Below are 26,691 nucleotides of genomic sequence, written 5' to 3'. Positions count from 1 at the left end.
CAACGGCTCGATCACCGCCCACGCTTGATCAGTCAGCTCATGACGACGCACCACGAACAGACCAACGACGCCACCACATTGCGGACACGACCTAGCCGTCGAGGCCTGCGAGCGCTGCCCGCGCCTTCTTCGAACAGGCCGGCACTTCGCCACCCGCCCAGTCATCGCCGAGGCCTCACCCGCTGGGGCACATTTTGCTGCCCTGCTCTTGGCCGCACTCGGCATGTTTCCTCATCGAGGGCAGCGCCTTCGGCCTGTGACGTGGCGTGCGCACCTCGCCGTGTCAGAGGCCCTGCACCGGCATCGGCACACCGCCGAAGAGGCCACCGAGCAGATGGCCCGCGAATCGCAGACCCGCCTGTTCACGGGGCGTCAGATCATTGGGCCCGTCGGTGGGGACGGCGGTCGCGGTGCCCGCGGCGAGACAGACTGCGGCAGATCGCCTGGCGAGGACGACGGCGAGACGACGGAGCATGGGAGTTCGTTGGTCGGTGGATGGCCGACGTGTGGCTGGACGCCTACGACTCTTCGCCTTCCGCGACGCACGACGCGGAAGGCGGGGCTGAGGGGCGCCCCGATCGGCTGAGCGGGCCCCATAAACCAGGAGGCTGCTCGGCGGTAGCCTGCCTGCGTGGTTGAGGTCTGGGGTGAAGATCAGTTGATCGCGGACGGCTTCGAGCGTGTGTACGCCGAGTCGGAGTGGTACGACGGGCCGTGGGCGGGTCTTGCTGGCATCGACGGGACGCCTCACTACTTCGAGATGCGCGTCTACGACCACAGCCATGAAGTCGATGAGTACCGGGTCTGGCCCGCAAGCGAGGCGGTGGCGGAGCTGGAGCGTGAGCAGTGGGCGATCTTCGCCAGGTGGTATGGGCGCCGTGAGGCGGGCGAGGTCGGACAGGAGAGCCATCCGGGCCACGGCGGGGTCGACGCCCGCTATGACGAGCTGGAGGCGCTGTTGGCGCCGCACCGCTTGGCGCCGGACGACGCCCGTCGGCTCGTGTGTGAGCTGCGGTTCGTTGCTGGTGTCGACGTTCGCTACCGAGTCGAAGGGCCCGACTACTGGCTTCGGTGGCGTCCGAGGCCGCCGTTGACCACGGGGTGTTGTGTGGACAGCCAATGATCACGTGGCGACCTCGGACGCCGGCGTAGTGCCTGCCCACTGGCAGGAGCATTCCAAGGACTGATGAGCCGGATCGTCGGCCGGTTCTCCCGAGTTCAACCCCGTCGCCGGGTGCAGCAGTTGGTCTCCGGGCTGCTGTCGACCTGCCGAGGAAGGACTGCTTTACGCATCACCAATAGGCGCACATAGCGCGGCATGTATGCGTGTACGGGCCGTTGGGATATGGATCAGCCAAGAGCTGATCCAGGGGCCGGAGGACTTGAGTAGCCAGCGCGCAGTGCAGTGGCGGGGCGTGGGCGGGAATTTTGGGAGGAGGATTTGCGTCAAACCTCCGTGCATAAGGCTCAGACTTCCCATCGTGTATCTAGGCTCACCACGACCACCACAGACCACCCACGGGCTCAACAGTCTCGTTGCAAGCCCGCCTTGAGTTGCTGGGGGAACGTTCGTGCGCTTGTTACACAAGACCGCGATGGCTGCTACTGCCGTCGCTTGCCTTACGTCAGTACTGACACCGGGGGCGGCCACGGCCGCAGAGGAGGATGCCGAGGCCTCCCGTGGCCCGGCTGACATCCAGGTGCTGTCCAACGACGAGTACGTCGCAGAATTTGGGGTGCAGCGGGCTTTGAGTGAGGGGGTGCCGCTCCCGGGGAACCCCGCCGAAACCGAGGAGCCCGGCGTAGTCCCGCCTGACCCGTCCATTCCTTGGTACCGCGTCAACTGGTCGGCACTGGACTGGGACGGCCACGACATCCCCTACACGTCAGGGCAACAACGACTTCGGCGCCCGGCACGCGGCGAAGAAGCACAACGTGACGTCGAAGAAGTTCATCAATGCGCCCTACCATGGCAAGGCTGACCGTGTTCACGGTAAGCGGGCCGAGTACGACGGCGTCATCACCAGCGGCAGTCACGTGCGCATGAACATTCTGAGCAGTGCCGAGCGGGGTGAGAAGGGACCCGGAGGTGTCCATACTCCCGATGGCCGGCCCATTGGGACCATCACTTCCTTCTGCAAGGGGCAGACTTTGTGCCCTGACTGGGTCAACGACATCTGATCGGTAGAGGCAGTCAGCGGACGCTGGCCGGAGGATTCTGGAGACATGGACGATTTCCCGGCCCGCGTCTTGCTGACGCTTCGCCGTTTCATCGGCGCCCCGCTGCCTGGGACGGACTACTACGTGCAGGCTGCCCACCGGACCGGCAGTGAGCGTTACCGGGTCCGCTTGGCGAGTTCAACGGTCGAGTCTCTCCTCGTGGACCTGCCCGAGCGGTGGTCGGACGGACAACAGATCGGCGATTGGTGGTATGTCGGGGCCCTGCGGCACGTAGCGCAGCGAGCCCTGGCCGAAGACCTTCCGTACGCGCGCAGCAATGAGGGACTGCGGGTAATCGATGTCGCAGCACTGGAATCCGCAGGTCTACTGAGTAGAAACAGCGAAGTCTCAGCTCAGGACGCCCTTGACTACGTGATCGCCGACTTGGTGGGAGATCCCCTCTGGCATGGCGCGCCAGCATCCGCTGCTCCGGCTCTGTACCACCTCGTGGGCTTCGACCTGCGCACTCCCACCGTCCTGCGCCTCTACTTGAGTTGCGACTACGGCACCATCGGCGTGGATGTTTCGTTGTACGACGATGACACCCACCAGCTCCGCAACGTGGGGTGGTGGGCCTCAGCCAAACTTATGGCCATCCTCAACCCAGATGACCGTGAGACCCTTCCCGCGCATCGCGTCGATGAGGCTGTTGATCCACGGTGTGACGCGGTCTATGACCTGACCAGGTGGGCATGAGGAGCTTCCAGGCACACTGTGGGCCAGAGACTGTTGTAGGAGTTGCTTCAGCCACCACGGGCCCCGGGGGATCAGCCATTAGGTCCCCGAGGCCCGACTTTATGGAGTCGCACGGTTCAACGACGCCGCCGGCTTGGCGGTTACGCGGTAGCCGGCTGGTGCAAGTCTCGCGTTCGAGTGGGTCTTGTCGCTCTTGTCATGGTGGTGCCGTACGGGCGGCCTGTTTCGTCGGGGCGGCCGACGCGGGTGCGGGCGGGGGTGGCTGGCCCCACCCGCCCGCAGCCTGTCACAAAGGCCCGGCCGGCCGTGTGGAGTGAAACTGGCGCGAGCGGCAGGCTGCCTTCCTTGACGTCTGGGATGCGGCGGGCGTGTCTGTCGGGTCCACTGGCCGGGCTCGGTGATCTCGGGGTGTTCGGCGGCCAGCCAGCGACCGATCTTGGCGAGCACGCTGCGGTAGCCGCTGCGGATCTTCGGAGTCAGCGGGGATGTCGCGTACCAGTGCTCGACCGATGCCGCCCAGGCATCTGGGACGCCCTCCATTGCTGCCGGTCCGGCCTCGTGGCGTGACGGTGGCGGGTCCGCGTGGCCGAGTGCTGCGACCGCCCGTTGGAGGCCGTAGAAATCCTTGCCCCACTGTCCACTCATCGCCGGATGAGCGCGCAATATGGTCAGGGCGTCGGTGGACAGGTCCTCCAGCCAGCGGACTGCGGTTCAGCAGCAGCGTCTGGCAGATCACGGCCGTGAGCTTGTCGGAGTCACGGCGATAGCCCCATTCGGCCAGAACCCTGCAGATCTGTCGGACGGCGTCGTCGACGGGATCGGCCCCGAACACCCTGGTGGCCAGAGCGGGTCGCTGGAAGCGACCGAGTCGATCGAAGGCGGTGACCTCGCCGAGCAGGTAGGCATAGGCGATCACGAACGGCCGGGCATTGGGGCCGATCTGCCGGCCCCATGAGCGTCGGAAGTCGGCGCCGCTGGTGCCGACAAGATCCGCCCAGTCGCCTGGTGACCAGTCCCAGAACGCCCGGCGAAGCTCGCCGCTGCGGATCAGCACCAGACCGGCCGCGTCCCGCGCGAACCGCTGCTGGTGACGGTCGTCCGGCGGCCAGTGGAAGCCGGCGAGAGTGTCCGCCAAGGGCCGCACCAACCGCGCGATCGGGCGAAGAGACGCCGCATCGGGGCTGAGGCCATCGCGCCGCAGCTGATCAATGCCAAGCGCAGCGAGTCCTTCCGCCTCGGGCTGAGTGAGCAGGCCGCGACGGTCGTACGAAGGAAGCGATGGCGTGCAGTTCCCAATCCGACCTGGCCAGGTCGGTCAAGCACAGGTGCCGTGTGGTGTGCGTCGAGAACCGGGGCAGGTCGGCCGCGAGTGCGACGCGCCGGATCACTTTCGACCAGGTCCACAGGGTCAGCGGCTGGCCGTAGTTGCGGCGAGACTCCGATAGGAACAGCGGCCCTCGGGCCCGGCTGATCGTGGCCCGATGCGTGAGGTAGCCGGACAGCAGGACGCCGGTCGCCGCTGAGTAGGGGACGACGCGTTCGCGTCGGGTCTTCGTCGTCTCCGCCCGAATCCGAAGGGTCCGGTGGGCGGGGTCGAGATCGTCGGTCCGCAGAGAGCACAGCTCCTCGCGACGCAAGGCCGCGTCATAGGCGAGAGCGAGCATGACCCGGTTGCGTACGGGCTCCTCACGCGCGACCGCCAGCAGGTCTGGCCACTGCTGTTCGCCCGGGATCCAAGGCAGCTTCGTAAGGCGGGGCACCAGCCCTCGCTGGTGCCCGCCGAAGTTCCGGCCGGGCGTGTAGCGACCGCGGCCGACCGGGTTCGACTCCCGCAGGCTTTCCTCGATGAGGTAGTCGTAGAACAGCCGAACCGGCACCAGCCGTTGCTGCAGCGTCGCATTCGCCAGACCAGCCTCGGAGTCCAGAACGACGACATTGCCTCCGCGCCTGCTCGGCCGCGTGCTCAGCTCCTTCACGAACGCCGCAACGTGCAGGCGCTTCGCAGCAGCCGGATCGATTCCGTCCCGTTCGCAGATCAGTAGGTACTCGGCCAGGCCCCGCGCGTACGCGTCGATCGCCCGGGGAGCCCGCCCCGGATCCGTCCACACTCGGAGCCACTCGGCCGCCAGCTTATGCCGGCACAGGACGGGCCACTTCTCCTCTAGGACCACCGTGTTGCCCAACGGATCTCCTCAGTACGCGGGGACGCCGCAGGATACGAGCTGCATCCTGCGCGAGTGATTCCACGTAACTAATAGGCAGTCGGTCTACGGCTACTTCGCGCACTGGCAAAAGGACGGCATCTTCGTCCAGCTCAACGGCCTGTTGCGCGAACTCGTCCGCCAGCAGGAGGGCAAAAGCCCTGACCCGTCGGCCTGCGTGATCGACGCGCAGAGCGTGAAGACCTCCACCAGCGTCCCCGCCGCCAGCCAGGGCATCGACGCGGGCAAGAAGATCGTGGGACGCAAACGCAGCATCATCACCGACATGTCGGCCTGCTGCTGGTCGTCCTGGTCACCGCGGCAGACGTCCAGGACTCCACCGCCGGCCGCATCCTCCTCGAACAGGTGGCCGCCGATCATCCCAGCCTGCGCAAGATCTGGGTCGACGGCGGCTACCGCAAACATTTCATCGAGCACGCAGCCACCCTCGGCATCGACCTTGAGATCGTCCAACGCACGCCCGGGACCAGGGGCTTCACCCCAATTCCGAAACGCTGGGCGGTGGAGCGGACCTATGGCTGGCTGATGCTCCACCGCCGCCTGGCTCGCGACTACGAAACCCACCCGCACCGCTCCGAAGCGATGATCCACCTCGCCATGACCGACCTCATGGCCCGCCGCCTCAGCGGCGAGAACACCGTCTCCTGGCGCGCCCCGACACCAGCACACCAAAGAGCCGCATTCCGGGATGAAACAACAGGATGAAACGACCTCTCAGCGAGGGAGGCGTCAGAGGAACCCGCACACGGGAGCGTCAACTGGCCGCATCTGGCTGGGAACCGATGCAGGCCGGCTCCATACGTGGGTGATCAGGGTGGCAGTTCCAGGCTGGCGACGGCGCCGCCGTCCGGGGCGTTGTGCAGGTTCAGTGTGGCGCCCAGGACCTGTGCCTGTGCCAGTGCGATGGTCAGCCCGAGGCCGTGACCTGAGCTTCGGTCTTTTGCTCCGGTGCGGAAGCGGCGCGGTCCGTCGCGGAGCACGTCAGGCGGGAAGCCGGGGCCGTGGTCGCGGACGACGACGGTGTGGCCGTCGATGGTGACCTCGACCGGGCTTCGGCCGTGGCGGTGGGCGTTGGCGATGAGGTTGCTCACGATCCGTTCGAGGCGGCGCGGATCGGTCTCTACGGACTCGGGATTGTCCACGGTGGTGATGCGTGTAGGGAGGCCGGTGCGCGCTGCGGCGTCGCTGACGACCGCGGCGAGCGGAACGTGGGTGCGCTCGGCCTGCTCGGCTCCGGCGTCGAGGCGCGAGATCTCCAGGAGGTCTTCGACCAGGTCGCGCAGGTCGCGGACCCGGGCTCGCATCCGATCCTCTGTTTCCCCGGGAGGCAGCAGGTCGGCGGTGGCGAGCAGGCCGCCGACGGGCGTGCGTAGTTCGTGCGCGACATCTGCCGTGAACTGGCGCTCGGTTTGCAGTCGTTGGCTCAGGTTGTCGGCCATGAGGTCCACGGCGGAGGCGATGTCGGCTACTTCGTCCTGAGTCCTGGCCGGCCCGGTGCGGGCGTCGAGATCGCCGGCGCTGATGCGCTGCGCGGTCTGTGAGACCTGGCGCAGGCGGCGTCCCAGCAGTCCGGCCCCGTAGACGGCGAGCGGGGTGGCCACAGCGAGTGCGCTGAGTGAGGCGACGACGATGGTGGCGTCGAGGCGGCGCACGGTGGTCAGCTGCGGTTCGAGGTTCAGGGCAACGGCCAGCACGCGGTCGTCGGATGCTCCCACTCGCTGGGCGGCCCAGACGAACTGGCCATGGAAGGCGGTATGGCGCTCGCTGTCATTCAGCTGGCGCAGGGAGTGGGGCAGCTGAGGCGAGTCGAGTTCGGCGCCGCCGGACAGGACACCGGTGCGTCGGTAGACATCCATGGCCGAGTACAGGCGGTTATGGACATCCATCCTGGCGCGGCTCCGCATTTCGTGGGCGGTCCAGGCGTGGACCATCACGCCTACCACCACGGCGACCAGGCAGGCGGTGGCGGCGGCGAGTGCGGCGGTTTTCCAGCGCAGGGACAGACGGTGCTGGGGCCGGTTCGGGGACTGGGGCATGGGGATCAGCGCTTGAGTTTGTAGCCGAAACCGCGGACGGTCTCGATCCGGTCGCGGCCAAGCTTGGCGCGCAGCCGCTGTACGCACAGGTCAACGACTCGGCTGTCGCCGTCCCAGCCGTAGTCCCAGACGTTGCGCAGCAGCGTGTGCCGTTCAAGGACGATGCCCGGGTGCGCGGCGAACTCCAGGAGCAGCTTGAGTTCGGTGGGGGTGAGCGCGATGGGGCGCCCGGCGAGTGAGACGACCAGCCCCGCCGTGTCGATGGTGAGGTCGCCGAAGACCAGTACGTTGTCCTCGGGCGGTGTCGGCTCGGCGGGGCTGGGGTGCTCGGCTGTGGCGGGCCGCGTGTAGGTGGCGCGTCGCAGCAGGGAGCGGATACGGGCGACCAGAACCCCGGTCTCCACGGGTTTGACGACGTAGTCGTCGGCTCCCGCCTCCAGGCCGCTGACGACGTCGAGCCCGTCACCGCGGGCCGACATCATCAAAATGGGTACCAGGCTGCTCTCGCGGACCCGGCGGCACAGGCCGATCCCGTCCAGGCCGGGCAGCATTACGTCGAGGATCAGCAGGTCGAAGGGCTCATCACGGAATGCCTCCAGTCCCTCGAGACCGTCGGAGACTGCCTTCATCTGGTAGCCGTACCGCTCCAGGGCGACGGTGAAGGAGCGGCGCATCAGATCGTCGTCCTCCACCAGCAGCACCCGAACCAGTTGCTGAGGGGCCGCAGCCGGGGATGTGGACACGGGCAGGTACTCCTGTTCGGGCAGTGCTCTCTTAGTGCGGGTCTACGCATATCAGCGCGTATGGGATCCGGGGAAAGGATAGAGCGATCACGGGGCTCGGTTTGACCTGGTGCGCCTCGGCCCAGGGGTGAGTCGAACGGTGTCTGAGGCCGGTTCGATATCGGCGGTGGTCGTCGGAGGAGCCTGCCGGTCGAGGGCTTCGTTGATCAGTTCTTTGAGGAGTTCGGCGTAGGGCAGGCCGGCAGCGGCGAACATGCTGGGGACTTGTGAGTGGGCTGTCAGGCCCGGGGTGGTGTTGATCTCGTTCAGGACGAGACGGTCCGCGGTGAGGAAGAAGTCGAAGCGGGCTACTCCGGCGCAGTCCAGCTCCCGGAAGAGTACGGTCGCTGCCGTTTCGAGAGCGTCCTGCTCGGCGGCGCCAAGGGGTGCGGGGATGCGGAAGTCGGCGGTGCCGTCGTACTTCCGGCGGGTGTCGAAGATGGCCTGGCCGGGGGTGACGATCTCCAGTGCCGGGCCGGTGACCAGGGAGCCGTCGGTGCGGCGCAGGACGGCGATGTCGATCTCCCGGCCGTGGATGTATTCCTCGACCAGGACCCTGGTGTCCAGCGCCAGGGCCTCGGTCACGGCCTGCTGGTAGTCGCGGGCGTGCTCGACACGGGTGACGCCGTGGCTGGAGCCGGCCGCCACGGGTTTGACGACCACGGGCAGCGGTAGTGGGGGCGTGCCGTGTGCGGAGGTGACGGTCACGGCGCGTGCCGTGTCGATACCGGCCTGTCGGGCGATGAGCTTGGTGGTGGGCTTGTCCATGGCCAGGGCGCCTGCTCTGACTCCGGAGCCCACATAGGGCAGGCCGGCGAGGTCGCACAGAGCGGCGAGGGTGCCGTCCTCACCGTGCGGGCCGTGGACGGCGGGGAAGACGACATCACAGGAGGCGATCAGCTCGAGCGCACTGCTCAGGCCGTTCAGCGGCAGATGGTCGGGGCCGTGCCAGGTCCCGTCGGCAGCGATGGTGAGCGCGAGGGTCGTGTACGCGGCGGGCAGCGCTGCGCAGATCGCAGCGGCGGTAGCCAGCCCGACCTCGTGCTCGCAGTTCTGGCCGCCACCGATCACGGCGACACGGACCGGGCGGGCTGGGGCGGTGGTGCTCATGCGGGGATCTCCTGGGCAAGTGCTGTCCGCGTGGGGGCGGGCAGGTGTGTTCGGGTGATGCGGCGGCCGGCGCAGGAGCCGGTGTGTGTGAGCAGTTCGTGAGGCAGGGTGCCGGCCCAGGCGGCCCACTCGGCCGGGGTGGGCTCCCCTTGATCGCCGGGGCCGAAGAGCGTGGCGACATCACCCGCAGCGGCGGGGTTGTCTTCGATGTCTACGACGATCTGGTCCATGGAGAAGATGCCCACCACTGGGTGGCGGTGGCCGTTCAAGAACACCTGGGCGTGGCCGGAGGCGGCGCGCGGCAAGCCGTCGCCGTAGCCCAACGGCAGCAGCGCCAGGCGGGTGCGGCGCGGTGTGGTCCAGGTGTGCCCGTATCCGACGCAGGCGCCGGCCGCCACCTCGCGGACGGCGATGACCGGAGCGGTCAGCGTCGCCGCCCAGCGCAGCCCGGCCTCCCCGGACGGGTCGATGCCGTACAGGCCGGCCCCGGCGCGGATCAGGTCATGATGGGTGGCGGGATCGTTGAGAAGCGCTGCCGTGGCAGCCAGGTGGCACTGGCGCGGGCGCAGCCCCGCGCGGCGGGCTTCACCCACCGCTCGTTCGAAGGCCAGGCGGCCGGTGCGGTTGTGCGGGTCGCGGGGACGTTCGGCGCACGGTAGGTGTCCCATGATGCCGAGGACGTCGATCGTGCCGGACCGCTGCAGCCATACGGCCCGGCGGCACAGAGCGGGCCAGCTCTCTGGGCCCGCGCCTTCACGGCCCATGCCGACATCCGCATGCAGATGCAGGCCGGCCGGTCGGCGCACCGCACCGGCAGCGGCCGCGACGGCGTGCAGTTGCTCCTCGGATGACACCGCGAGTTCGACACCGGCTTCAAGCGCCGGGCGAAAGTCGGTGTGGACAGAGTTGAGCCAGCTCAGAATGGGTGCCGGTACTCCCGCACAGCGCAGTTCGACGGCTTCGGCGACCGTGGCGACCCCGAGCCGCTCAGCCCCGTGGCCAAGAGCCGTACGGGCAACCTCCACAGCGCCGTGCCCGAACCCGTCGGCCTTGACCACCGCCATGAACGAGGCAGCGGTGCGGGCACGCAGACGGCGGACATTGGCTGCCACTGCCGACAAGTCCACCTGAAGGACGGGCTGGCGTCGCTGTTCTTCGATCACGCCGCCCACCCTGCCCGGCGCATGCGGCACTCGTGCATCGGTCCTGTATCGAGCAGCGCCTTGTTGCGAACGCAGACGGAGCGTCCGCTGATACAGCACCGCCGCGAGCCCGCCACACACGCCCCACACAGTGGAACCCGGCGCCGCTCCACAGGTCCGGGGGGCGCCCAAGCAGCGACAGGAGTCGCCCCGGTCCCTCAGGAGCACGCCATGCCCTCACATGCCCCCGCAAGTTTCGTCGCCCTCGCCGACTTCGACCCCACCATCCGCCAAGACCTGCGCTACGCCACCGACCGCAACTTCGTCGGCACCCCTCTGGCCGGCTATCACGAGGCCACCTGCCTGCTGACGCTGCCCGCCGCACGAGCTCTGAGCCGGGCCCAGCACCTGCTGACCCGCAACGGCTATGCGCTCACCGTCCTCGACGGCTACCGCCCCCAGCGCGCTGTGGACCACATGCGCCGCTGGGCCCAAGACGGGCGCCGGCAGACAACCAAGCCCGACTACTACCCACGCGTGCCCAAAGACCAGCTGTTCGGCCCCCAGTACATCCACTCCCGCTCAGGACACAGCCGGGGCAGCACCCTCGACATCACCCTCACCGCCCTCGACGGCACCCCCATAGACATGGGCACCACCTTCGACTTCTTCGACCCCCGCTCCCACACCGACCACCCCGGCATCAGCCCGGCCGCGCGCGCCCACCGCCAGGCCCTGAACCACGCCATGTCCTGGGCAGGCTTCCAGAACCTGCCGACCGAATGGTGGCACTACACCCTCATCGAGGAGCCCTACCCCCACACCTACTACGACTTCCCCGCCACCCGGACGGCCCTGGCACCACAACCATGTGCTGCATAAGCGGGCACGAACACCGCCAGCGACGCGTCTCACCGGCCACCCGCGACCCGTGAGCTGCCGCATGACGGCGGCGGCACGGGCCAACAACCGCTGGATCCCCGATGCCGGCACGGCGGAATTCGCCCTCGGCACTCTCATCGAGCGCCTCCTTATACCGGTCCGAGGCGGCGACGGCCTGCTCCACCACCCGCGCAAAGGCGCCTCGCGCCGGCACGCGGAGAAGGAGCACGTATCCGTACACGGTCGCCCTCAAATCGATGCAATCATCGGCCACTCTTCGAATGTCCCCGCACAGCTCGGACCGGCTTCACCTTTCTTCGCACAACGACCTCGACCCGACAACCCCCAGGAGCAGCCCATGAGCACCACCGACCACACCGGTTCCCCCCGAGCACAAGAGCACTCGATCACTCCCCGCACCCCGACCGCCCTGCTGTGGACGCTCTGGCTGCTCGGAGCAGTCATCACCGCTGTCTCCCTCTTCCTGGTAGGCAGCGCCCTCGCAACGGACTCATCGGCCGGAGAATCCTGGCAACCCGCCGGTATCCCCGGCCTCCTTGGCCTGGGCATCGGCGGGACGCTCCTGATCGTCGGACTGCTGGCCCGGCACGTCATCAACGGCCGTCCGCGCCCCTGAACCGACGACGGGCCCAGCGGGCCATCACTGCCCCACAACCCTGTCCCGGAAGGACCGTTTCCTCATGCGCACGACGCGCACGACCTCTCGCCCGCCGCGCCGCAGCTTCCTTCTCGCGGTGACTGCCGCCGCGATCACCCTGGGCACCTCCTGCAGTACCTCCCACCCCGACGCCACGGCCAAGACCGACACCACGGGATCAGCCACGATCTCCGCCGAAGCCGGCACGGACCGGACCACCCAGATCACCTACAACCTCGGTGACACCGCCTACGCGCCGCCCGGACTGGACGGAAAACGCACCGAGCTGAAGGCCGCCGTCACCTACCCCCGCCACCTCGGCCGGAACAAACACCCCTTGGTGATGGGGTTGCACGGCTGGGCCGACGTCTGTGCCAAGGGCAACAAACCCGCCCGTCCCGCCACCTGGCCGTGCGCCAAGGGGGCCAAACCGGTCGACAACTACCTGGGCTACTCCTACCTCGCTGATGCCCTGGCCGCTAAGGGTTACATCGTGGTCTCCGTGTCTGCCAACGGCATCCAGGCCCAGGAACACGAACAGGGCAACATCGCCCGCGCCGCCCTGCTGGACAAGCACCTGCAGATGTGGAAAGAACTGGCCGCCGGCAGAGGCCCGCTGAAGCACCTCAAGAAGTTGCGCGGCCACGTGGACATGGACAGAGTCGGAACATTCGGGCACTCGCGCGGCGGGGGCGGCGTCCTCACCCAGGCCCTGGACAGCCACGAACGCCTCTCCGGCATCCACATCCGCGGCACGCTGGCCTTCGCGCCCGCCATGAACGGCATCGACGCCAAGAAGGAAAACATCAGCCGCATCCCTGTCTCCGTCGTCGCCGGGACCTGCGACGCCATGTGGGACGACAGCAAGATCCCCCTCGCCATGGCCACCAAGAACCCGCACGCAGAACACCACGCCGTCACCGGCGCCAACCACAACTACTTCAACACGATCTGGACCCCCGGTACCGGCCCGCGCTTCGCGACAGACGATGTCGCCGTCGAACACCGGAACAGGCCCGGCGGCCGCTGCAAGAGCACGAACGGAACCGGCAGCCCCCGTCGGCTGAAGCCCGCCGAACAACGCGAAACCGCGATCCGCTACGCCACCAAATTCTTCGACAAACACCTGCAGTGAGACGTCAGGCCCCCAGGAAGGCCCACGAACCCCCGGCTGGGACACCCCCGCCGGGGTTACGCGAAGGTACCGTCATCGCGATGGCCGAGTGCGACCGCGGCTAGAGTTCAAAGACAGCTACTGAGTCGGGCGCCGCACTTCTTCGCGGCTATCTTCAACGCCTCCGCACCAGTTCTCCCCAGCTGAGCGACCGCATCAGCGAGGCGTTCACCTCTGGCCGGCACCACACGTTCGCCGAGCTGAACACAATGAACGTACAGCCTCGCTTCACACTGCACGACTGCGGCGGGGTGTGCGGCACACCTCGCTCGGGACCGGACTTCTCTTGCGGCGCTCGCTGAGCAGGAGGAGCGGCGCATCGCCACGGCCGCGGCGGACGCGGCCGGGCGGATTGGAGCGGGCCCTCGACATCGCGGCGCAGCGCCGCACCCTGGTCCAGCGCCACGATTGCGGTAGTGCAACCGACGTCCACGGGGTGAGGGGCGGACGCCGATCGCACACTGCACAGGGTGCGGATGGGTGTGGGCGGAGGACGGGACTGTTGAGGCGTGAGCGAGCTGGCTGCTCCAGATCGGTGGTGGCACGACCGCCAGGTCGACCCGCACTAAACATGTCCGGACGGAGATTTGGACTCTTCGGTTGTGTGGTCGGAGCAGGATTTTTTAAGTGACATGTCGCACGCAATTGACGCCATGAGTGCAGTTGATCTTGCTCTAAATTAATGCGTAATGTACTTCCAAGCGGAATAGGACCAACCGCTTTTGAAAGTTAAACCAGGGGAACAACGTTGAACAATAGTGGCATGCGCGGCAAGATAGTGCTTAAAGCGCTCTGCGTCAGCTTCGGCCCGATGCTGGCCCTTGCTCCAGCGGTACAGGCAGACAATGGCCCCGCCGGTGCGGTAGAGGTTCCCTCGAACTCGACGAGCGCCTCGGACGGCGCCCCCACGCCGAAGACGGAGGGAACTACGAGGATCACGCTGAACGCGGCGAGCGCAGATGCGCGCAGGAGAACGATTCGCGCGTACTGCAATGTCACGACGGACGCCCCCCACTGGCCAAATAAGGGGAAAAGTGTCATCTATAAGACCCGCGCCCAGTGTTACGGCAACATCCCCTCAGTCCAGTTGAAGGTCACATCCAAGTTGATGCGTGCCGGTGCGCCGAAGCCGCTTGTCGCCGCGACGGCGAAGGAAACGCAGACGGTGAGGACCGGTGGCGGCAAGGCGACGTTTTACGCTCCTGTCCCCCACGGCAAGAAGGTGAAGTACGCTGGGCGGTTCTGGGGGCAGAGCACCGCACAGATCGTCTCGCCTATCACTGGTACGAAGACGCAAGTTGTCAGCAAGGCCGCTGATGCAAAGCCCAGGTAGATGGATTCGGATGAGGATGCACCGCAATGGCCAGTGACTGGGAAGTCGACGTGCAGCTACTGCTGGACGTCACCGATGATGAGTGGGCACGGCTTCGGGAAGGAATGGCCGAGGCGCTGGAGAAGGAACCGCAGTACGAAATCGTGCCGACCGCCACGTCCAACAGTCCGACCGGCGCCTTCTTTTCCGTCGGGGCCACCGTGCAGGTCTCGGCTGAAACCCCCGGCGGAGCAGCGGACATCGCGGTCGCTGTGACTCGGCAGGCCATCCGGATTGCCGGAGGTGGCGCTGATCGCGGTGTAGCGGAGGTCAACATTCGGCAAGGTGATATCGATCCCCGGCTTTTGGGCCGGTAGGCCGATACACCATCCTCCGAGAAGCCTCGCTACTATGTCGCGAGGCTTCTCGGTTCTTCACCGCAGTTAAGGAATCGATGTAACCGCTCCATTCGGTGCCTTCTCACGAGACTCGGCCTCGACCTTCGCGTCCGAGTCGCGGGGGCGCGTTCGACGCCGTAGACCAGAGGTATGAGCGAGCACACGGAGCCGGGTGAGCGGGTTTTCAAGCCCGGCGAGATTGTTCCCGAGTCCGGGATCTACGAGTGCGAGTGCGGGCAGCACCACCGGTACAGCACCGATGTGCGGGGCCACCGCTTCCCGCCCCCGCACGAGGGATGCGTAGGCAGCGGCTGGAAGCTCGTGACTGTCGCGCACGACTGACCGCGGCGGCGAGCTCATGGTCCTGCGGCCGCCGGTGGAGCCGATGCTGGCGCAGGCCCGCGAGACCCTGCCCTACCCTGCCCTCGCCCGGCGCGCTCCCCGGCGATCTGATCTTTCAGCCCAAGTGGGACGGTTCTCCAGAAAGCCGCCGCCGATTCGAAGAACCCGGTCCCGGCCGTCATCGACAAGGTGACTTCCTCCCCGCTGGACTCCCTCGGGAACAAGCCGCCTCTCAGCCTGGGCGCGCAGGCCCGTGCCACCGCCGCCACGCGCGCCCCTGGTGATGAGGCCCCCTCGGTGGGTCTCATCAGCGGCACCCTCAACAAGTCCTGCGTGGGCCTTCCGGTCAAGGCCAACATCCAGAACATTGTCGCCCTGGTCAACATCGGCATCCAGGACATCCCCATCCTGTCCGCGCCTCAGACCCAGACGTGCTTGGACAACTCCACCAACGCCAAGGGCGACGAAACGCTCTCCCAAATCCTCGATCAAATCCCGGTCCTGTCCTCGACCGGTGTCAACAACGGGTAACACGCGCTTTGCCCCGGGCAGCAGCCACGCTCCACCCACGCATCCCGGGGCCAGTAGGCCAAGCTACGCAGGGCAAGCAGACTCGATGGCGCATGGGATATCACGCAGTCTGGAGAATGACGGATTCCGGGCGCCGTTGTTCACGCCGAGCTCCGGGTGCGGCGCGGTACTCCTGCAGTCCCGTCGCGGCGCGGCCCTGACGGACCGGTTCCCGGACCTGCTGCGCGCGGCCGGCGACCTGCCCGACGGCTGGGTCCTCGACGGCGAACTGATCGTCACCGACCGCCAGGGCGCCATGTCCTTCGCCGCCCTGCAGCGGCGCGCGACCGCCCGCGGGAAGAACGCCGCCCGCCTCGCGGTCGATCTGCCGGCACACCTGGTGGTATTCGACGCTCTTCAGGCCGACGGCCAAGAGCTCCTCGACGCCCCGTACGCCGAACGCCGGGCACGGCTGGAGAAGTTGTTCGCCGAGGATCGGCTGGCCGCGCCGTGGACGCTCTGCCCCGAGACGGCCGATGTGGGGGTCGCACGCGAGTGGTTCACGACGTGGACCGACGTCCCGGGCATCGAGGGCCTGGTGGTGCGCGGCAGCCGACAGCGCTACCGGCCCGGCGCCCGCGCACTGATCAAAGTTCGCAGGAGAGATACGCAGGAGGCCCTCATCGGCGCCATCACCGGGACGCCGAGCCGCCCCCGCAGCCTGGTGCTGGGGCGCCTGGACCAGCGCGGGGTAGTACGGACCGTGGGCCGCAGCACCCCACTGCGGGCCGACGTCGCACGCCAGCTGGCCGAGCACCTGACCCCTGCCGGGGCCGGGAGCGGGCACCCATGGGAGGGGGTGCGGTTCACCGCTGCGTGGGGCTCCCGCACGCCGCTCGACGTCGTCCTGGTCGAGCCGGACTCGTCGCGGAGATCGAGGTGGACACCGCCCGCGAACGAGGGGCCTGGCGCCACCAAGTACGTGTGACCCGGCTGCGCATGGACCGGGGACCGGCTGACGTGCCCCGGTTCTGAGTGGTCTATTCGGCTGGCCTACTGCTCGTAGGCCCAGGCACGGCCCGTCTGGCGGTACTCCTCGACGGGGATCGGTTCCACGCCGGGTCGCATGCGGGCGGTGTAGAGCAGTCCGTTGAGGTGGTCGATCTCGTGGGCCACGAGCCGGGCGAGCCCGCGTTCGTACACCGTGCTCACCGTGGCGCCGTCGAGTGCGGTGGTCTGCACCGTGATCGTCATCGGGCGGGGGACCAGGCCCCGGACGTCGAAGAAGGACAGGCACCCCTCGTACTGCTCGTCGGCGTCCTCGGAGGATGCAGTGATACGCGGGTTCAACAGGACGATCGCAGGGGTGTTGCGACCGGGCGGCTGGACGGCGGCCACGGCCCGGCCGATGCCAATCTGCGGGGCGGCCAGCCCCATGCCCTTGGCAAAAGGGTGGACCTGGCCGATGCGTTCCATCGAGGCGAACAGCATCTCCACGGCCGCCTCGGCGTTCTCGCTTTCGGCGGGCAGGTCGAAGGGCCGGGCGACCTCGGCGAGGAGGGGGGCGCCGTACTGGACGACGCCGATCTCGCGCATCCGCTGGCTGGGCTGTGGCACCTCGGTCACCTGGACTCCCCGGGAGTTGCGTTGAGTTCGGGGCGTGCCCGGAACCTCCATTCAAGACGGTATCGGGCGTGCAGGGCGGGGCGGCCGTCGTCCAGGTGTAGATCCGCGTCCCGTTCTCCTCCGTGCGCGCCAGCGCGGTCCGCAGCGGGGCGGCCTCGGCGGTCATCGAGGTCTCGGTGCCCCGCACGACGGGGTCCAGGTCGGCGGGGAAGGCGAGTTGGACTTTCGTGGTGTTCGGTGGGCAGACGGGCCGCGCGCTGGAACCACCGGCCCCACTCTCATCGCCCACCGATCCGTTCGAACTTTGCAGGATGCAGAAACCGGTGACGGAGCCTCAGCCGACGGCTCGGAGCCGTTCAAGGAGTTCGCCAACGCCTGCCGTGTGTGCGTACGGCGCGAAGGCCGGTTCGAGGTCGCGGATCATCGTCACGCACCGGGGGGCGTCGGTCCGGCCGGCCAGGTCGAGGGAGCGTGTGGCTGTCTCCGCGGCGATATCGGGTTCGCCGTCGCGGAGGTAGGTCTCGGCCTGGTAGGCCAGGAACACGGACTTGGTCTTCGAGCGGGTGGCGGGCAGCAGGGCGATGCCCTCGTTCATGAGTCGGTGAGCCTGGCGGCGCTGACCGAGATCGGCGAGGCAACGGCCGCCGTCCGAAGCCAGGTCGGCGGGTGACATCCACGAGCACCAGGCGGGCGCGGGGTCGTACGACACGGTGTCCAGCGCCTTTTCAGCGGCGGTGAGGGCCCGGCGGCACAGGCCGTCCTCGTTGAGGACGGCGAGGGCGCGGGCTTGTCGCAGGTGCAGGAGGGACCGGGCGGTGGGGTGCTGGGTGCGGGGGATGGCGTGTTCGAGGATGTCGGCGGCGGTGCGGGCGTCCTTGAGCCATAGCAGTTGGTAGGCGAGGTCGGACAGGATGCCGGCGCCGAGGTCGCGTTGGTGGGCGGTGTGAGCGTTGTGGAGAGCGGTGTGCCAAAAGCGGCTGGCTGAGGCGTGACGCCGTTCGTCGAAGTGCTGCCAGGCGATGGCCTGTGAGAGGGAAGCGGCCAGGGTGTGCAGCCGCTGCCGGGCGGCTGAGGTGTAGCGGGATTCGCTGATGACCTCGGTGACGCTGCTCAGGTGCGCGTCGAGCAGGTGGCGGGTGCGGCGCCTGCGTTCGGTGGCGAGTCGGATCAGCTCCGCTCCGCTCGCCTCCAGCCAGTCGAGCATCTCGGCGTCGACTTCACCGGGTGGGTCGGAGCGGGGGAACCGGCCGGGCTCGGTGACGGCCCACTGGTGAGCCATCATGGTCAGGGAGGCGCTGGTGTAGGCGATGAACGAGCGGCGGTCCAGCGAGGTCATCAGGGCCTCTCGCAGTGAGGGGACGGCGTTGTGGGGACCGAGCGGGTGTGTCGAGGTCTCCCATGACGAGCGTCCGGTGGAGTGGTGGGACCTGACCGACGTCGTGGTGGTCGGGCATCGTCCCTCGCCGAGGGATGCCTCTCTGTTCGACGTGGTGGTCGAAGCCGAGGTGACGAACCCGGACGCGGACTCGAACTCGGACTTGGGCTCGGACCGCAGGAAGCTGCCCGCCGCGCCCCTCCGCTTCGACCTGTTCACGTCGGGTGATCTCTCTCTCGGCTCCTGCACGCGAGTTGAGGGCCTGCACGTGGAGCGGCCGGAACCCGCCGCCGGCACCTCCATGGAACTCATCGGCTGTGAGCCAACGGAGCGCCTGCTCAAGGCGGTGCACGACCAGGAGCAGGGGACTGGCTGAATCTCTGGGCGCTGGACCGCCGGGGCCGCCCCATGGAGACCCGGACCCTGGCGCTTGACGTCGAGTCAGCACGCCCGAGCGGCCTGGGGGGAGGACCTCCTCGACATCACGCTCGCCGAGGGCGTCGAGAGCCCGCCGTCGCCGCGCGTCCGCCCGGTCTGGGAGGCCTGGCCCCGACCGCGCCCAACCTGTGGGCCCGTTACGAGCCGGAGGGCAGGCGCGCGTGGTCGAGGCTCGCCTACCACAACACGGCTGCCTCGGACACGGACGAGGTGGGCGGCGTTTACCATATCGATGGCCGCTTCGTCATGGACGCTGAGGGTTTCTACTGCGCGATCGCCGAGGCGCTCCTCGGCCCGGGCGCCTACTACGGCTCGGACTGGCAGTCCTTCAAGGATTGCCTCGCCGGAGGCTTCGGCGTGGCCCCACCCTTCACGTTGCACTGGCACGACGCGGAGGTCGCCCGCGAGTTCCTGGCCGGGTGGGCGGACGGCCCTGACGGCCTCGATAGTCCTGGCGGTCCGGACGGAAAGGTCACGTACCTGGACGACATCGTGCGGTACTTGGAGGGCCGTGGCGTCACGGTGGTCCTCCGGTGAACGGCCGGGGCAGCGCTACGACGGCCGTCCGGCTCCCGTCAGAGCCTGAATTTCAATCCTTGGTCTGATCTCTGTTGTCAGCGGCGGAGGCGTTGACGACTCGTTCCCTGCCCAGGATGGGGGCGTCCTCACGTCCTTCGGGGGCCCCTATCTGTTTGGTCAAGCCGGGTGAGGATGTTCGGCATGACGGATCGGGATCGGTTGGGGCGGACTGCGGTGCATTATGCGGCTGCCGATGGGGACGCGGATGGCCTGCGGGTGCTCTTGGCCGGAGGTGCCGCTGTGGAGGCAGCCGACGATGCGGGCTGGACCCCGTTGCATTTCGCGGCTCAGGCCCAGGCTCCACCGGCGGTTGATGTCGCGGACCGGCATGGCCATACGCCGCTGTGGAGGGCGGTGTTCTGTTCGCAGGGCGAGGGTGCGACGATCCGGCTGCTGCTGGACGCCGGTGCCGACCCTGACCGAGGCAACGGCCATGGCGTCAGCCCACGGACGCTGGCGGGACGGATCGCCAACTATGACGTGGCTGCCCATCTTCCAGCTGGGGACGGGACTTCGTCCTAGGCTCCGCTGCCTGCGGCGACCGGCGGGGGTTCATAGAACGTGCCGTCGCGGAGCATCGCGAACAGAACGTCGGCCCGACGTCTGGCGAGACAGAGCAAGGCCTGGGTGTGGTGCTTGCCCTGCGCGATCTTCTTGTCGTAGTAGGCCCGGGAGGCCGGGTCGCCCAGGGCGGCGAACGCGGAGAGGAAGAAGGCCCGCTTGAGCTGTTTGTTTCCTCGCCTGGAGGGTTGTTCGCCGCGGATTGAGGACCCAGAACTGCGGGGCGAGGCCGGCGTAGGCGGCGAGGTGGCCGGCAGTCGGGAAGGTGCTGCCGTCACCGACCTCGATCAGGATGCGGGCTCCGGTCCTGACGCCGACTCCCGGCATCGACGTCAAGAGTTTCGAAAGAGGGTGGGCCTCCAGCAGTTCCTCGATCCGCCCGGCCAACAGTTTCCGCTGGTCAAGCGCGGCGGTAAGTGACCCGGCCAGGCTCGGGACGATCAGCGCGGCCGCCTCGGTCCCCGGAACGGTGACGGTCTGTTCGTCCAACGCGGCGAATATCTCCTCGACCAGCCGCTCGGCCATCCTCGGCGCCTTGGGCCGCCGCAGCGTGATCAGCCGCTGCCTCCCCGCAATGCGCATCTGGGCCGGAGACCCGAACCGTTCCAGCAGTGTCAAAACGGCCGGGTGCTGCAAACGCGGCCCCAACACCCGTTCCAGGGACGGGTGGATCTGGGTCAGCAGGCCGTGGAGCCGGTTCGAGACTCGAGTGGCCTCGCCGGCCAGGTCGTCGTCGAACCCCACGATCATCTCCAGCTCGGCGATCGTCTCGTCCTCGCCGTCGATCACCCGCAGAGTGTGGGGCATCGCGCGGGCCGCGCCGGCGATGATAAACGCGTCCTTCGTATCGGTCTTCGCCTCACCCGGGTAGAGGTCGGCGATCCGCCGCATCGTCAGCCCCGGCAGATAGGCGACCGGGCAGCCCATGTCCCGGGCGACCGCCAGCGGCAGGGCACCGATCGAGGCCGGCTGGTCGACCACGACCAGCACTGTTCCGTGCTTGGCCTGGAGTTTCGCGAACAGCTCGCGGAGCTTGGGTTCCGTGTTGGGCAGGCGCTTGTCGAACGCCTTCTTGCCGACCGGGTGACGGCGGTGGCGTGGTGTTCGCCCTTGCCGATGTCCAGGCCGAGGAAGACGTCGATGTCACCGGTGTCGATCACGTGCACGCCCCTCCATCATGCTTTCCTCCGGCCTCACCTCGGCACCGAGCTGGCCACATCCACGTTACGGAGAGCTCTTCCGGCCTTGGGTGAAGCCGGTGCTCAAGCCCCTCATCAGCGGTCCGTCGAAGCCTCCGGGCCCGGTGACACCACCCCCCCCGGGATCATGAACAACAAGGGGGGAAGTCATGCCGGACCCTAAGGCCAGAGGCCCCGTTGCGGAGCCACGAAAAGGTAACGGAGGGGCCGACCCACTAGCGGGAGTAGCCCGTGGGGTCGCTCTGGTCGGGTGGGGGCGGACGAACCACTGGTGCCGGTAGATGCAGCCGGCGGTGTCGCGGGCCCCCGGGTCGTCGTCGGCAGCAGGCCTGATGGACTGGCGGAAGGTGGGGCGCCTTCCGCATCGAACTCCTGCAGTCCGACGCGTCCCATCGGCCAGACATAGACGGGACGGCGTGAGGCCGGTGGTAAAGCGCCGGGTGCAGCGCGAGGGAGAGGAGAGCTGCACCGGCAGCAAGCCGCTCGCGTGCTGGGTTGTTCAGGTGTCCCCATTCCATCCGCAGGGGCTCGCGGGCCGTGGAGAGGGCGCCAGTTCCGTCGTCTCAACCACGGCGGCGATCGTGAGGCCAACGCTGCGCTCCACCGCATCGTGTTCACCCGCCTGCGGATCGACCGGCGCACCCAGGCGTGCTACGAGCGCCGCATCAAGGAGGGCAAGACCCGACGCGAAATCGTCCGTTGCCGCTCACGCTACGCGGCCCGGGAGGTCTTCCACCTGGTCGAACACCTACAGCCAGTACCCCGCGCATAGGCGCTGTCGTGACAGATGAGAGGGTCTGGCGGGTGAGTGAGCCACCGAAGAACACCCTGCAATACCGCTTTGACGGGCCCGAAGACGCCCCCGTGCTGATCCTGGGTGCCTCCCTCGGTACCACATGGCATATGTGGGACCGCCAGATTCCCGAGTTGATCAAGCAGTGGCGGGTCTTCCGGTTCGACATGCCCGGACACGGGGGCGCGCCCGCCCACCCCTGCGGGTCCGTCGGGGAGCTCGCCGACCGGCTGCTCGGCACGCTCGACGAGCTCGGCGTGCAGCGCTTCGGATACGCGGGCTGCGCCTTCGGCGGTGCCATCGGGGCCGAGCTCGCCCTCCGGCATCCGCAACGCGTCGCCTCGCTCGGGCTGATCGCCGCCTCGCCCCGGTTCGGCACGGCCGACGAGTTCCGGCAGCGCGGCGTGATCGTGCGCAGCAACGGTCTCGACCCCATCGCGCGCTCCGCCCCCGAGCGCTGGTTCACCCCGGGCTTCGCCGCCGCCCAGCCCGCCATCACCGAGTGGGCCGTGCAGATGGTCCGCACCACCGACCCGGGGTGCTACATCGCCGCCTGCGAGGCGCTCGCCGCCTTCGACATCCGCGCCGAGCTGGGCCGCATCGGCGTGCCCACCCTGGTGCTCGTGGGCTCGGAGGACCAGGTCACCGGGCAGGGCGAGGCCCGCACGCTCGTCGCGGGGATCCCCGACGCGCGGCTCGCCGTCGTGCCGGGCGCCTCGCACCTCGCCCCGGTCGAGCAGCCGGCCGCCGTCACCGACCTGCTCGTACGGCACTTCTCCTCGGCCTGGCAGGCCGCGCCCGACGCGACCCTCGGCCAGTCGGCCATCAGCGCGCCGCCCGTCAAGCCCGTCCTCGCCCCGCCGCCCGCCGGGCCCGTCTCGCCGGTCGGCGAGATCGCCCCCGTGGAGCAGCCCGAGGCCGTCCCGGATGCCGCGTCGCCCGCCCTGTACGAGGCCGGGATGAAGGTCCGCCGCGAGGTCCTCGGCGACGCGCACGTCGACCGGGTGCTCGCCGCCGCCGACGACTTCTCCGGGGACTTCCAGGACCTCATCACGCGCTACGCCTGGGGCGAGGTGTGGAACCGGCCCGGCCTGGACCGCCGCTCCCGCAGCTGCGTCACGCTCACCGCGCTCGTCGCGGGCGGCCACCTCGACGAGCTGGCCTTCCACACCCGCGCCGCGCTGCGCAACGGCCTCACCCCCGCCGAGATCAAGGAGGTCCTGCTGCAGGCCGCCGTCTACTGCGGGGTCCCCGCCGCGAACTCGGCCTTCAAGGTCGCCCAGGCCGTGATCCGTGAGGAAACCACGCCCCAGGAGTAGCAGGATGGGGGGATGACGCCTTTTGCGGAAGACCACTCCCCGCGCGCGCAGCGCATGACGTTCACGAAGAAGTCCCACGCGTGCGTGCGTCTCGAAAAGGACGGGCGCACGCTCGTCGTCGACCCCGGCGGCTTCAGCGAGGAGGACGCCGCGCTCGGCGCCGACGCGATCCTCGTGACGCACGAGCACCCGGACCACTTCGACGAGGACCGGCTGCGGGCCGCCATGGAAGCGCGCCCCGGCGCCGAGATCTGGACGCTCAAGTCCGTCGCCGACAAGATCTCGGCGGCCTTCCCCGGACGCGTGCACACCGTCGGGCACGGCGACACCTTCACGGCCGCCGGCTTCGACGTGCAGGTCCACGGCGAGCTGCACGCGGTCATCCACCCGGACATCCCGCGGATCACCAACGTCGGCTACCTGGTGGACGGCGCGGTGTTCCACCCGGGCGACGCGCTGACCGTCCCCGACCAGCCGGTCGAGACGCTGATGCTGCCGGTCATGGCCCCGTGGAACAAGATCTCCGAGGTGATCGAGTACGTACGGGAGGTCAAGCCGCAGCGCGCCTACGACATCCACGACGCGCTCCTCACCGACCTCGCGCGGCCCATCTACGACCACCAGATCGGCTCGCTCGGCGGCGCCGAACACGTCAGGCTGACCCCGGGGGAGTCGGCCGAACTCTGACTGTCGGTGGCGCCCGGTAGGTTTGAGGACATGCGCATTGCGACCTGGAACGTGAACTCGATCACCGCCCGTCTGCCGAGGCTCCTGGCCTGGCTGGAGAGCACCGGCACGGACGTGCTGTGCATACAGGAGACCAAGACGACGGCCGAGCAGTTCCCGGCGGCCGAGCTCCGCGAGCTGGGCTACGAGTCGGTGGTGAACGCGACGGGCAGGTGGAACGGCGTCGCGGTGGTCTCCAAGGTCGGCCTGGACGACGTGGTCAAGGGCCTGCCGGGCGGCCCGGGGTACGAGGGCGCCGACGAGCCGCGCGCGATCTCCGCGACCTGCGGCCCGGTCCGCGTCTGGTCGGTGTACGTGCCGAACGGCCGCGAGGTCGACCACGCGCACTACGCGTACAAGCTGCAGTGGTTCGAGGCCCTGAAGGCGGCGGTGGCCGAGGACGCGGCGGGCCCGCGCCCCTTCGCCGTCCTCGGCGACTTCAACGTCGCGCCGACCGACGAGGACGTCTGGGACCCCTCGCTCTTCGTGGGCGCCACCCACGTCACCCCGGCCGAGCGCGCCGCCCTCGCGGCGCTGCGGGAGACGGGCCTCACGGACATCGTCCCCCGCCCCCTGAAGTACGCCCACCCGTTCACGTACTGGGACTACCGCCAGCTGGGCTTCCCCAAGAACCGCGGCATGCGCATCGACCTGGTGTACGGGAACGAGCCCTTCGCGAAGGCCGTCTCCGACGCCTACGTGGACCGTGAGGAGCGCAAGGGCAAGGGCGCCTCCGACCACGCCCCGGTCGTCGTCGACCTGGACGTGTAGGGGGCCACCGGGGCCGTCGGTCAGGCTTTACGGCACCAGCTTCCGCAGGTCCACCGAGTCCGCCAGCGCCGCGAGCCCCGCGTCGCCCGGATGCAGATGGTCCCCGCTGTCGTAGGCGGGCGCCATCCGCGCCGGGTGCGCGGGGTCGCGCAGCACCGCGTCGAAGTCGAGCACGGCGTCGAACGCGCCGCCCGCGCGCACATAGGCGTTCACGGCCTCCCGCTGCCCGTTCGCGGCCGCCGTGCAGAGCGACTCGCCCTCGCACGGCGTGATCGTCGCGGCCACGGCGCGCAGCCCGCGCGCGTGGGCCCCGTCCGCGATCTCCCGCAGCCCGGCGATCACCTGTTCCGCCGACGCGCCCCACCGCACGTCGTTGACCCCCTGGAAGACGACGACGGTGCGCGCCGACGTCTGGGCGAGGACGTCACGGTCCAGGCGGTGCAGGGCGCTCACGCCGCCCGTGTCGGTGGAGACGCCGTCGCCCGGGTAGCGGTCGGCGACCACGCGATTCGCGGAGATGCCCTGGTTGAGCACGCCGTAGCGCGGCACGTCGGACTGGTCGCGCAGCCGGTCCGCCAGCACGTCCGGCCAGCGCCGGTTCGCGTCCGGCGTCGACCGCACGCCGTCGGTGATCGAGTCGCCGAGCAGCACCACGGAGCCGGGCCCGCCGCTCACGTCGACGCCGGTGAGCAGCGGCCACGTCGTCAGGGTCGAGGTGTACGCCGCCGGGGAGCCGTCCGCCGCGTGGTCGCCGGGCGTGCTGACGTAGCTGCGCTGGAGGGCCTGGCTGTGCACCGGCGCCGTCGTCACGGACCCGGGCAGGTGGAAGCTGACCAGGAGGTTGGCGTCGGCCGGCACGGCGAAGCCGAGTGGATCGCTGAACGCCTGGGCGCCCGCCGGGATCTCCGTACCGGGGCGCCCCCGGAACGTCAGCCGGCGCGGGGTGCCGCGCGCCGCCGCGCCGGACTCCTGCACCGCCACCGTCGCCGCGCCGATCCGTACCGGCGCGGCGGCGAAGGTGTTGTCGAGCCGGACGCGGACCCGCGGCCCCCCGGCGCTGGTGTGGACGACGAGCCGCACGGTGCGGTCGGCCCACGGACCCACCGCCGTGTAGCCCGCGGTCGACGCCGACCAGGTGCCCGTCCAGCCCCGCTGCTCGGCCCGCACCGACAGGGCGAACACATGCAGGCCGGGCCCGCCGGGGTCGCGCGGCAACCGCACCGAGTCGACCTCGCGGCCCGGGGCCAGCGGCACCGTCACCACGTACAGCCGTGCCTTCTCGGCGAGTTGGCCGCCGGGCGTGTTGACGTGCGGCAGGGCGACGGCCTTGGTGGCGAGCGGGCCCGAGCGCCAGTCGGGCGCGGTGAGCCGGTAGCTGCCGCGCGAGCCGTCCCGGTAGCGGACCGTGCCCGTGCCGCTCGCGTCGCCGCCCGTGCCGGCGACCAGGAAGGCGAGCGCGTTCCCGCGACCGCGCACCCGTACCGCCTGCCCGTCGGAGAGCACGTTGTCCGGCGCGCCCGGCGCCGTGCGCGGCCAGGTGAGGCGGGCGCCGTCGACGCCCAGCGTCCGCCCGGGGGTCCAGCCCGCGGCGGCCAGGTCCCGTGCCGACAGCGAGCGGCCCGCACCGTCGAAGTCCGCGTCCGCCGGACGGTCGTCGTCGCTGACCGCACGGCTGTCGAAGAGCCGCTCCAGCGGGAGCGGCCCCGGTCTGTGCGGGGCCGCGGCCTGCGCCGATGCCACCGGTACGAGCCCCGTGAGCAGGGCCAGCACGGCGGCCGCCCCCCAGATGTGTCGGCGGTGTCGGCGCACGACGGACCTCC

General features: G+C 69.1%; 27 protein-coding genes and 2 pseudogenes. 19 read left to right on the top strand and 10 right to left on the bottom strand.

Translation table 11 applies throughout. From position 1 onward, the window contains the following. Positions 1 to 283: 283 nt before the first annotated feature. The gene (locus ACZ6CV_RS35925; protein WP_469255939.1) at positions 284 to 475 is read right to left on the bottom strand and encodes a hypothetical protein; all 192 of its coding nucleotides are present in this window, start codon (positions 473 to 475) and stop codon (positions 284 to 286) included. 156 nt (positions 476 to 631) lie between these two features. Here ACZ6CV_RS35925 and ACZ6CV_RS35920 point away from each other — a divergent pair, with 156 nt between their 5' ends. The 4 genes from ACZ6CV_RS35920 to ACZ6CV_RS35905 all read left to right on the top strand — a co-directional run bounded on the left by ACZ6CV_RS35920 (position 632) and on the right by ACZ6CV_RS35905 (position 3,871). After that, entirely contained in the window at positions 632 to 1,123 is a 492-nt protein-coding gene (locus ACZ6CV_RS35920; RefSeq protein WP_469255938.1) for a hypothetical protein, read from the top strand. Between the two features lie 812 nt (positions 1,124 to 1,935). Then, the gene (locus ACZ6CV_RS35915) at positions 1,936 to 2,181 is read left to right on the top strand and encodes a hypothetical protein (protein ID WP_469255936.1); all 246 of its coding nucleotides are present in this window, start codon (positions 1,936 to 1,938) and stop codon (positions 2,179 to 2,181) included. A gap of 45 nt (positions 2,182 to 2,226) precedes the next feature. After that, entirely contained in the window at positions 2,227 to 2,916 is a 690-nt protein-coding gene (locus ACZ6CV_RS35910; protein ID WP_469255934.1) for a hypothetical protein, read from the top strand. 679 nt (positions 2,917 to 3,595) lie between these two features. Further along, positions 3,596 to 3,871, top strand: coding sequence for a hypothetical protein (locus ACZ6CV_RS35905; protein WP_469255932.1), 276 nt, complete (start codon positions 3,596 to 3,598; stop codon positions 3,869 to 3,871). A gap of 250 nt (positions 3,872 to 4,121) precedes the next feature. Here the strand turns inward: ACZ6CV_RS35905 and ACZ6CV_RS35900 are convergent, their stop codons facing one another. Next, complete coding sequence (locus tag ACZ6CV_RS35900) at positions 4,122 to 5,099, bottom strand: tyrosine-type recombinase/integrase (protein ID WP_469255931.1); 978 nt, start codon at positions 5,097 to 5,099, stop codon at positions 4,122 to 4,124. 79 nt (positions 5,100 to 5,178) lie between these two features. On the opposite strand from ACZ6CV_RS35900, the pseudogene ACZ6CV_RS35895 reads away from it, so the two are divergent. Next, positions 5,179 to 5,843, top strand: a pseudogene (locus ACZ6CV_RS35895) (IS5 family transposase); the annotation flags it as partial. 104 nt (positions 5,844 to 5,947) lie between these two features. Here ACZ6CV_RS35895 and ACZ6CV_RS35890 read toward each other — a convergent pair. From ACZ6CV_RS35890 to alr, 4 genes are all read right to left on the bottom strand, one after another. Next, positions 5,948 to 7,174, bottom strand: a complete 1,227-nt coding sequence (locus tag ACZ6CV_RS35890) for a sensor histidine kinase (protein WP_469255929.1) — start codon at positions 7,172 to 7,174, stop codon at positions 5,948 to 5,950. A gap of 5 nt (positions 7,175 to 7,179) precedes the next feature. Beyond that, the gene (gene cseB, locus ACZ6CV_RS35885; protein WP_469255927.1) at positions 7,180 to 7,917 is read right to left on the bottom strand and encodes a two-component system response regulator CseB; all 738 of its coding nucleotides are present in this window, start codon (positions 7,915 to 7,917) and stop codon (positions 7,180 to 7,182) included. 87 nt (positions 7,918 to 8,004) lie between these two features. Next, positions 8,005 to 9,066 carry a D-alanine--D-alanine ligase family protein gene (locus ACZ6CV_RS35880; RefSeq protein WP_469255925.1) on the bottom strand — a complete coding sequence of 354 codons (1,062 nt, stop codon included), beginning with the start codon at positions 9,064 to 9,066 and terminating at the stop codon, positions 8,005 to 8,007. After that, positions 9,063 to 10,229, bottom strand: a complete 1,167-nt coding sequence (alr, locus tag ACZ6CV_RS35875; RefSeq protein WP_469255924.1) for an alanine racemase — start codon at positions 10,227 to 10,229, stop codon at positions 9,063 to 9,065. The genes ACZ6CV_RS35880 and alr overlap by 4 nt, the downstream gene beginning before the upstream one ends. Positions 10,230 to 10,439: 210 nt before the next feature. Here alr and ACZ6CV_RS35870 point away from each other — a divergent pair, with 210 nt between their 5' ends. From ACZ6CV_RS35870 to ACZ6CV_RS35835, 8 genes are all read left to right on the top strand, one after another. After that, positions 10,440 to 11,090, top strand: coding sequence for a M15 family metallopeptidase (locus ACZ6CV_RS35870; protein ID WP_469255922.1), 651 nt, complete (start codon positions 10,440 to 10,442; stop codon positions 11,088 to 11,090). A 358-nt stretch (positions 11,091 to 11,448) separates the two neighbouring features. Beyond that, positions 11,449 to 11,727, top strand: coding sequence for a hypothetical protein (locus tag ACZ6CV_RS35865; protein ID WP_469255920.1), 279 nt, complete (start codon positions 11,449 to 11,451; stop codon positions 11,725 to 11,727). Between the two features lie 64 nt (positions 11,728 to 11,791). Then, positions 11,792 to 12,883 (top strand): alpha/beta hydrolase, encoded by a 1,092-nt coding sequence (locus ACZ6CV_RS35860; protein WP_469255919.1) that lies wholly within the window; start codon positions 11,792 to 11,794, stop codon positions 12,881 to 12,883. Between the two features lie 802 nt (positions 12,884 to 13,685). Beyond that, the gene (locus tag ACZ6CV_RS35855) at positions 13,686 to 14,255 is read left to right on the top strand and encodes a hypothetical protein (RefSeq protein WP_469255918.1); all 570 of its coding nucleotides are present in this window, start codon (positions 13,686 to 13,688) and stop codon (positions 14,253 to 14,255) included. 26 nt (positions 14,256 to 14,281) lie between these two features. After that, positions 14,282 to 14,611 carry a hypothetical protein gene (locus ACZ6CV_RS35850; RefSeq protein WP_469255916.1) on the top strand — a complete coding sequence of 110 codons (330 nt, stop codon included), beginning with the start codon at positions 14,282 to 14,284 and terminating at the stop codon, positions 14,609 to 14,611. Between the two features lie 171 nt (positions 14,612 to 14,782). After that, positions 14,783 to 14,974: a hypothetical protein gene (locus tag ACZ6CV_RS35845; RefSeq protein ID WP_469255914.1), complete on the top strand. Its 192-nt coding sequence runs from the start codon at positions 14,783 to 14,785 to the stop codon at positions 14,972 to 14,974. A 189-nt stretch (positions 14,975 to 15,163) separates the two neighbouring features. Next, complete coding sequence (locus ACZ6CV_RS35840) at positions 15,164 to 15,505, top strand: rodlin (RefSeq protein WP_469255912.1); 342 nt, start codon at positions 15,164 to 15,166, stop codon at positions 15,503 to 15,505. A 136-nt stretch (positions 15,506 to 15,641) separates the two neighbouring features. Beyond that, positions 15,642 to 16,472 carry an ATP-dependent DNA ligase gene (locus tag ACZ6CV_RS35835; protein WP_469255911.1) on the top strand — a complete coding sequence of 277 codons (831 nt, stop codon included), beginning with the start codon at positions 15,642 to 15,644 and terminating at the stop codon, positions 16,470 to 16,472. A 65-nt stretch (positions 16,473 to 16,537) separates the two neighbouring features. Here the strand turns inward: ACZ6CV_RS35835 and ACZ6CV_RS35830 are convergent, their stop codons facing one another. Together ACZ6CV_RS35830 and ACZ6CV_RS35825 are read right to left on the bottom strand one after the other, a co-directional pair. Then, positions 16,538 to 17,110 (bottom strand): peptide deformylase, encoded by a 573-nt coding sequence (locus ACZ6CV_RS35830; protein ID WP_469255909.1) that lies wholly within the window; start codon positions 17,108 to 17,110, stop codon positions 16,538 to 16,540. 334 nt (positions 17,111 to 17,444) lie between these two features. Continuing rightward, complete coding sequence (locus tag ACZ6CV_RS35825) at positions 17,445 to 18,446, bottom strand: XRE family transcriptional regulator (protein ID WP_469255907.1); 1,002 nt, start codon at positions 18,444 to 18,446, stop codon at positions 17,445 to 17,447. A gap of 76 nt (positions 18,447 to 18,522) precedes the next feature. On the opposite strand from ACZ6CV_RS35825, the gene ACZ6CV_RS35820 reads away from it, so the two are divergent. From ACZ6CV_RS35820 to ACZ6CV_RS35810, 3 genes are all read left to right on the top strand, one after another. Continuing rightward, positions 18,523 to 18,861 carry a hypothetical protein gene (locus ACZ6CV_RS35820; protein WP_469255905.1) on the top strand — a complete coding sequence of 113 codons (339 nt, stop codon included), beginning with the start codon at positions 18,523 to 18,525 and terminating at the stop codon, positions 18,859 to 18,861. Between the two features lie 32 nt (positions 18,862 to 18,893). After that, positions 18,894 to 19,460 carry a barstar family protein gene (locus tag ACZ6CV_RS35815; protein ID WP_469255903.1) on the top strand — a complete coding sequence of 189 codons (567 nt, stop codon included), beginning with the start codon at positions 18,894 to 18,896 and terminating at the stop codon, positions 19,458 to 19,460. 183 nt (positions 19,461 to 19,643) lie between these two features. Continuing rightward, on the top strand, positions 19,644 to 20,024 hold the full coding sequence (locus tag ACZ6CV_RS35810; RefSeq protein ID WP_469255901.1) for an ankyrin repeat domain-containing protein: 381 nt from the start codon (positions 19,644 to 19,646) through the stop codon (positions 20,022 to 20,024). On the opposite strand, the pseudogene ACZ6CV_RS35805 reads toward ACZ6CV_RS35810, so the two are convergent. After that, positions 20,021 to 21,223: pseudogene (locus tag ACZ6CV_RS35805) on the bottom strand (IS110 family RNA-guided transposase). The gene ACZ6CV_RS35810 and the pseudogene ACZ6CV_RS35805 overlap by 4 nt on opposite strands. 843 nt (positions 21,224 to 22,066) lie before the next feature. Between ACZ6CV_RS35805 and pcaDC the strand changes: the two are divergent. From pcaDC to ACZ6CV_RS35790, 3 genes are read left to right on the top strand one after another with little or no spacing between them, the layout of a single operon-like run. Then, complete coding sequence (pcaDC, locus tag ACZ6CV_RS35800) at positions 22,067 to 23,374, top strand: bifunctional 3-oxoadipate enol-lactonase/4-carboxymuconolactone decarboxylase PcaDC (protein WP_362365344.1); 1,308 nt, start codon at positions 22,067 to 22,069, stop codon at positions 23,372 to 23,374. 54 nt (positions 23,375 to 23,428) lie between these two features. Next, positions 23,429 to 24,061, top strand: coding sequence for an MBL fold metallo-hydrolase (locus tag ACZ6CV_RS35795; RefSeq protein ID WP_469255940.1), 633 nt, complete (start codon positions 23,429 to 23,431; stop codon positions 24,059 to 24,061). A gap of 30 nt (positions 24,062 to 24,091) precedes the next feature. Beyond that, positions 24,092 to 24,871: an exodeoxyribonuclease III gene (locus ACZ6CV_RS35790; protein ID WP_469255899.1), complete on the top strand. Its 780-nt coding sequence runs from the start codon at positions 24,092 to 24,094 to the stop codon at positions 24,869 to 24,871. Between the two features lie 27 nt (positions 24,872 to 24,898). Here the strand turns inward: ACZ6CV_RS35790 and ACZ6CV_RS35785 are convergent, their stop codons facing one another. Continuing rightward, positions 24,899 to 26,680: an SGNH/GDSL hydrolase family protein gene (locus tag ACZ6CV_RS35785; protein ID WP_469255897.1), complete on the bottom strand. Its 1,782-nt coding sequence runs from the start codon at positions 26,678 to 26,680 to the stop codon at positions 24,899 to 24,901. Positions 26,681 to 26,691 lie beyond the last annotated feature (11 nt).

The sequence above is a fragment of the Streptomyces sp. NPDC041713 genome (assembly GCF_055591085.1).
This window is presented reverse-complemented; position numbering and strand designations above follow the sequence as displayed.

Coding starts and splice junctions, on each gene's coding strand:
- ACZ6CV_RS35880 (WP_469255925.1), bottom strand. CDS start 9,066: ATGAGCACCACCGCCCCAGCCCGCCCGGTCCGTGTCGCCGTGATCGGT.
- ACZ6CV_RS35810 (WP_469255901.1), top strand. CDS start 19,644: ATGACGGATCGGGATCGGTTGGGGCGGACTGCGGTGCATTATGCGGCT.
- ACZ6CV_RS35860 (WP_469255919.1), top strand. CDS start 11,792: ATGCGCACGACGCGCACGACCTCTCGCCCGCCGCGCCGCAGCTTCCTT.
- ACZ6CV_RS35890 (WP_469255929.1), bottom strand. CDS start 7,174: ATGCCCCAGTCCCCGAACCGGCCCCAGCACCGTCTGTCCCTGCGCTGG.
- ACZ6CV_RS35850 (WP_469255916.1), top strand. CDS start 14,282: ATGGCCAGTGACTGGGAAGTCGACGTGCAGCTACTGCTGGACGTCACC.
- ACZ6CV_RS35795 (WP_469255940.1), top strand. CDS start 23,429: ATGACGTTCACGAAGAAGTCCCACGCGTGCGTGCGTCTCGAAAAGGAC.
- ACZ6CV_RS35825 (WP_469255907.1), bottom strand. CDS start 18,446: ATGACCTCGCTGGACCGCCGCTCGTTCATCGCCTACACCAGCGCCTCC.
- ACZ6CV_RS35815 (WP_469255903.1), top strand. CDS start 18,894: ATGGAGACCCGGACCCTGGCGCTTGACGTCGAGTCAGCACGCCCGAGC.
- ACZ6CV_RS35870 (WP_469255922.1), top strand. CDS start 10,440: ATGCCCTCACATGCCCCCGCAAGTTTCGTCGCCCTCGCCGACTTCGAC.
- ACZ6CV_RS35910 (WP_469255934.1), top strand. CDS start 2,227: ATGGACGATTTCCCGGCCCGCGTCTTGCTGACGCTTCGCCGTTTCATC.
- ACZ6CV_RS35855 (WP_469255918.1), top strand. CDS start 13,686: ATGCGCGGCAAGATAGTGCTTAAAGCGCTCTGCGTCAGCTTCGGCCCG.
- ACZ6CV_RS35925 (WP_469255939.1), bottom strand. CDS start 475: ATGCTCCGTCGTCTCGCCGTCGTCCTCGCCAGGCGATCTGCCGCAGTC.
- ACZ6CV_RS35865 (WP_469255920.1), top strand. CDS start 11,449: ATGAGCACCACCGACCACACCGGTTCCCCCCGAGCACAAGAGCACTCG.
- ACZ6CV_RS35790 (WP_469255899.1), top strand. CDS start 24,092: ATGCGCATTGCGACCTGGAACGTGAACTCGATCACCGCCCGTCTGCCG.
- ACZ6CV_RS35845 (WP_469255914.1), top strand. CDS start 14,783: ATGAGCGAGCACACGGAGCCGGGTGAGCGGGTTTTCAAGCCCGGCGAG.